Annotated in this window: 5 protein-coding genes; 3 read left to right on the plus strand and 2 right to left on the minus strand. The window is 52.8% G+C overall.

Annotated elements, in window-relative coordinates:
• Positions 1 to 804: ATP-binding protein (locus tag AAF564_25865; GenBank protein MEM8488999.1), on the plus strand; the 804-nt coding region annotated here is incomplete at its 5' end.
• 16 nt (positions 805 to 820) lie between these two features.
• On the opposite strand, the gene AAF564_25870 is transcribed toward AAF564_25865, so the two are convergent.
• A complete protein-coding gene (locus AAF564_25870) occupies positions 821 to 1,165 on the minus strand; it encodes a DUF805 domain-containing protein (GenBank protein MEM8489000.1) in 345 nt (114 codons plus the stop codon).
• Between the two features lie 378 nt (positions 1,166 to 1,543).
• Between AAF564_25870 and AAF564_25875 the strand changes: the two genes are divergently transcribed.
• Complete coding sequence (locus tag AAF564_25875; protein MEM8489001.1) at positions 1,544 to 3,100, plus strand: glycerol-3-phosphate dehydrogenase/oxidase; 1,557 nt, start codon at positions 1,544 to 1,546, stop codon at positions 3,098 to 3,100.
• Between the two features lie 4 nt (positions 3,101 to 3,104).
• On the opposite strand, the gene AAF564_25880 is transcribed toward AAF564_25875, so the two are convergent.
• Positions 3,105 to 3,632, minus strand: a complete 528-nt coding sequence (locus tag AAF564_25880) for a hypothetical protein (protein ID MEM8489002.1) — start codon at positions 3,630 to 3,632, stop codon at positions 3,105 to 3,107.
• A gap of 290 nt (positions 3,633 to 3,922) precedes the next feature.
• Here AAF564_25880 and iolC point away from each other — a divergent pair, with 290 nt between their 5' ends.
• Positions 3,923 to 4,939, plus strand: coding sequence for a 5-dehydro-2-deoxygluconokinase (gene iolC, locus AAF564_25885; protein ID MEM8489003.1), 1,017 nt, complete (start codon positions 3,923 to 3,925; stop codon positions 4,937 to 4,939).
• Positions 4,940 to 5,080: the final 141 nt, after the last annotated feature.

Consider the following 5,080-nt stretch of genomic DNA (forward strand, 5'->3'; position numbering starts at 1 on the left):
AAAATTGATACCGACAACGCCTGGCTACAACTTGCCATTAACGCCACGCGATTCAACTTGCAGGGAGAGACCTATATGCTGGTTTCGGTGCAAAATATCGGCGCTGAACTCGAAGACCAGGAGTTGGAAGCCGTGCAGCATATGACCCGCGTGCTGGCCCATGAAATCATGAACTCGATTACGCCCATTGCCTCGCTTGCCGGCTCCGCCAGACATCATCTCGAAGCAAACAGCACGGATAAACAAGGAGAAATCCCAGAAGCACTCGTCGATTTGCGTGACGCACTGGATACCATTGAGAAACGAAGCCAGGGCTTGCTGAATTTTGTCAACTCATACCGCCAAATTGCGCGTATCCCCCGCCCTGATTTCCAATTGGTAGAAGTAGGGGCCTTGTTTCGACGGGTCTCAAACCTGCTCGGTGCGCAAGCCAATGATGTTGATCTGAAAATTGACGTTGAGCCGGCTAACCTCACGGTCCTTGCCGACCCGGATCAAATGGAACAGGTGTTGATTAATCTGACCAAAAATGCCATTGAATCGCTCGAAGGCAAAGAAAATGGACAGGTGCGCCTCGAAGGCAGCCTGAGCCGCAGAAGCAGGGTCACCTTAAAGGTCACAGATAACGGATCCGGCATTGCAGCAGAAAATCAGAGCCAGATTTTTGTCCCGTTCTATTCCACAAAAGCAACGGGGTCGGGAATCGGTTTGAGTTTATCGCGGCAGATTATGCGCCGGCACGGCGGCAGCCTGCGCGTCCAGTCAAAACTGGGAGGCCCCACCAGTTTCCTCATGCACTTTTAGTGCTACAGCCTTCATGCTAGAGCGGCTCCGGGCGGAAGCCATAGAGATTCACTTCTTCCTCCCCCTTCAAACACAACAGAGACAACATCAGATAGAGGTTGTAGACAGGGATAAAAGCCAGGACAAGGTGCCAAGCCGGCCGATCCAAGTCGTGTAAACGACGTATAGCAGCCGTTAACAGGGTGACCAGCGCCAGCGCCAGACTCGCAGTTACCACATAAAACGCTACCGTTTGCATCCCTACAAATACGCTAAGCTCATATACAAGAAATACGAGCCCCAGCAATCCCAAACTAAACAGGTAACGATTCTGGTAAGTAGAGCGTCCCAATCGGCCTTGAACAGAAAACAGGTTGTGCATCGTTAAAGTCCTCCTTGTTAAGGTATCCGGTGTTTCAGTACGCGGTAATGGGTTGCGAATCATGCGTATATATGCAGTATTTTATGTGTTTGGGGCGGGAGAGTTACAGCACTGCAGCAGCCTTTTTCTACTCCTGCAGTGCCATTCGGGAATGGTATCGCCAGATAAGACGCCATCGTAATGCTGCCCTGTTCAAACGCGTTCAAATTGCGTGAGAATACACGTTTCAGATTATCCTTTCATTACCTATCTTCTGGACGACAGCCGGCTAGCTGCCTGCGTTGTTTATTCCATGAAAACGAAGCCCTTTCACGCAAAGATTTCTCAGGTGTGTACTGCCCCGTCGCCCGTATTCACATCTGAACACAAGGAGAGACCATGAACAGAAACGAAATGTTGAGTCGCATCGAAGAGGTGGGTGAACGCTGGGACGTAATCATTGTGGGAGGTGGTGCAACCGGATTGGGTGCTGCAATTGATGCTGCTGCACGGGGGTATCGCACCTTGTTGCTGGAGCAGCATGATTTTGCAAAAGGCACCTCGAGCCGTTCAACCAAACTTGTGCATGGCGGGGTCAGGTACCTGCAGCAGGGTAATGTCTCATTGGTTGTCGAAGCGCTCCGCGAACGTGGACGCATGCTCCGGAATGCACCACACCTGGTACATAACCTGCCTTTTGTTGTACCGAATTACGACTGGTGGGAGGGTCCATTTTATGGGATTGGCCTGAAAATCTACGACATGCTGGCCGGCAAAGAAGGCTTCGGCACCTCCAAGCACCTTTCCCTGGAAGAAACCCTCGAACGGATCCCAACCATCGAGCCGGAAGGCCTCCGCGGCGGCACCATTTATTATGACGGGCAGTTCGACGACGCCAGGCTCGCCATCAACATGGCCCAAACAGCGGTTGACCTCGGCGGCACAGTTGCTAACTACATGAAAGTAGTCGGCCTGACCAAAGATAATGATATGGTGCGCGGGGTTGTTGTAGAGGACCAGGAATCTGGTAAATCGTACACGCTTTCAGCCCATGTTGTGATCAATGCTACGGGGGTGTTTACCGATGCTGTGCGCCAGATGGACGACAACACAGCTGTCCCGATGGTGCAGCCCAGCCAGGGCGTTCACATTGTGCTCGACCGTTCTTTTCTCCCGGGTGACAGTGCCATCATGGTTCCGCACACCGATGACGGGCGGGTTCTTTTTGCAATACCCTGGCATGAACGCATTGTTGTAGGCACAACAGACACGCCGCTTGACGCGCCGGCCCTGGAGCCCCGCGCCCTCGAAGATGAACTGTCGTTTTTGCTGGAGCATTCGCAGCGGTACCTGACCAAAGACCCGACCGCTGAAGATGTATTGAGTACGTTTGCCGGCCTGCGTCCGCTTGTACGCAACCCCGACGCAGAAAACACTGCTGAAATTTCGCGCGACCATACGATCCAGATTTCCAGAAGCGGGCTCGTAACCATCGCCGGCGGCAAATGGACCACCTACCGGAAGATGGCGGAAGACGTAATCGACCAGGCAGCAACGATTGCCGGCCTGCCCGAACGGCAATGCGCAACCAAAGATTTACCTATCCACGGCTGGCACGCTTATGCCTCAAAATTTGGTGACCTGGCCTACTTTGGTGCGGATGCGCCGGCCGTTAAGACCCTCATCAAAGAGGAGGCTGGCCGCGAAGCACTCTTGCACCCCAATCTGCCCTACCAAAAAGGTGAAGTGATTTGGGCCGTGCGCGAAGAAATGGCAAGGACGGTCGAAGACGTAATGTCTCGCCGTACACGCGCCCTTTTGCTGGATGCACGGGCCAGTATCGCCGTTGCTGACGAAGTTGCAGCCATGATGGCAAAAGAATTGGGCTACGATGCTTCTTGGCAGGCAGAACAGGTAAACACCTTTACCAAGCTTGCCCGCCGTTACCTGATCTGATCTGCTACAGGCCGGCAGTAATGGAGAACAGGCTAAGGTCGATCCGGTTCAGGATTGACACCGTCCGTTTTGCCATACATTTACAGATGACTTCACGCAATTTGCGGAGGGTAAAGGGGCGCGCGAGGTACGCATCAAAGCCGGCTTTACCCAGCATGGCGCGTTCTTCCACACCACAAAATCCGGTCAGTGCAACCACAGGAATTACCGCCCCGGCTGCGATCCGCCGAAAAACGCGCAGCATACCAACTGCTTCTGTTTCACGATCCTGCTCTACGTTGAACAGGATCACATCAACAGGCAGGGATTGCAGCATCTGGATGCCATACCGTGCAGTTTCTACCATCAACAAGTTGTAATCGGATGAGAGAAAGCGTTTGTAATGCTCCTGCATTTCGCGGTTTTCTTCGAAGATGAGCAAGGTTGGCCGCTTGAGCACATCTACACGGCTTGGCATTGCGCGTCGGGGGGCAACGGGGAGCGGATCGGATACTACGTTCCGACGGACAAAGGTACGTTCTGCGATTTCCATAAAATTGGTGGCCGGCACCATCCATCAGTCAGGGGCCTTCAATACCTTATTACTTGAAATGCGACGTGCGATAAGGGTTACAGGGCGTAGTTGCAAGAAGAAAAGACATGCAAAAACAAACTACGGGCTGTACACCTAAAGACAGGAATGCACTGCGTCAAAAAGAAAGGCGTCGAGAACAGTATCGGCTATTAGATTAGCTTTATTGGAGAGGTGAAGATTTGAAGAATGTACTTGCTAACCATGTGTCGTGTTAAGATGTTCCAAAACATAACTTATCGCAATTAGCCATGCCAGACTCCCCCACTTACGACGTCCTCACCTTTGGCCGCACGTCCATCGATTTGTATTCGAACGACCTCGGCGTTCCGTTTGAAAACATCTCTTCTTTTGGCGCCTTTGTGGGCGGATCTTCAACAAACATTGCGGTGAGTTGCGCGCGGCTTGGACTGCAAACCGCCTTGCTGACTGCTGTGGGTAACGACCAGGTGGGCAAATTTGTGATGCGTTTCCTGAAGGATGAAGGGATAGAGACCGCATTTATCCCAACCCTCGATGGTCCGCGTACGCCGGCGGTGTTGCTCGGCATCGAACCACCAGATCGCTTCCCCCTCGTCTTCTACCGCGACAATGCGCCGGACTTGCAGTTGTCCATCGATCACGTACTTGAGACCGACCTTTCCCGGTTTCGCACGATTATCCTGTCTGGCAACGCACTCAGCAAAGACCCGAGTCAGACCTCAACCTTTTTTGCGGCAGAAGAAGCCAATCGCCTCAACGTACCGGTTATGCTCGATCTGGACTTCCGGGCCGACCAGTGGTTTGACCCACGGGCATACGGCGTGATGGTACGGGCTTTATTGCCGCGTGTACAGGTTGTTATTGGTACAGAGGAAGAGATTTTGGCGGCAAGCCTGCAGGAAGCGAGTCAAATTTCGATCAAGCACCAGCAAGTATCGGCACCAGAAATCAAGGGAGATCTCGAAAAAGCAATCGATAGGGTACTGGAGTCAGGCGTTGAAGTGCTTATCGTAAAACGCGGAGCTGCCGGCTGCTCATATTTCTGCAAAGGTGAGCCGGAGGTGAAAGTACCTGGCTTTCCGGTTGATATCCTGAACGTACTTGGCGCCGGCGACGCGTTTGCCGGCGGGTTCACCTATGGCTACCTGCAGGGCTGGGATCTCTACAAAGCCTGTCGCATGGGTAATGCCTGCGGCGCCCTCGTTGTCACGCGTCACGGCTGCGCCAACTTTATGCCTACGCTTGAGGAGGTTGAGGCTTTTGTGGATGGTGGGTTGGAGGAGTGAGGAGTGAGGAGTGAGGAGTGAGGAGTGTGTCTCGTCCTGCTATAGGTTTACAGCAAAGCAAGTAAACCATGGAAAAGCGAGTAATAAAGCGCTATAGTATATCATTCAAGAAACATCTAGTGGGAGAATATGAGTCTGGTG

The sequence above is a fragment of the Bacteroidota bacterium genome, from assembly GCA_039111535.1.
Classification (GTDB): Bacteria; Bacteroidota; Rhodothermia; order Rhodothermales; family JAHQVL01; genus JBCCIM01.

Coding starts and splice junctions, on each gene's coding strand:
- AAF564_25870 (MEM8489000.1), bottom strand. CDS start 1,165: ATGCACAACCTGTTTTCTGTTCAAGGCCGATTGGGACGCTCTACTTAC.
- AAF564_25880 (MEM8489002.1), bottom strand. CDS start 3,632: ATGGAAATCGCAGAACGTACCTTTGTCCGTCGGAACGTAGTATCCGAT.
- iolC (MEM8489003.1), top strand. CDS start 3,923: ATGCCAGACTCCCCCACTTACGACGTCCTCACCTTTGGCCGCACGTCC.
- AAF564_25875 (MEM8489001.1), top strand. CDS start 1,544: ATGAACAGAAACGAAATGTTGAGTCGCATCGAAGAGGTGGGTGAACGC.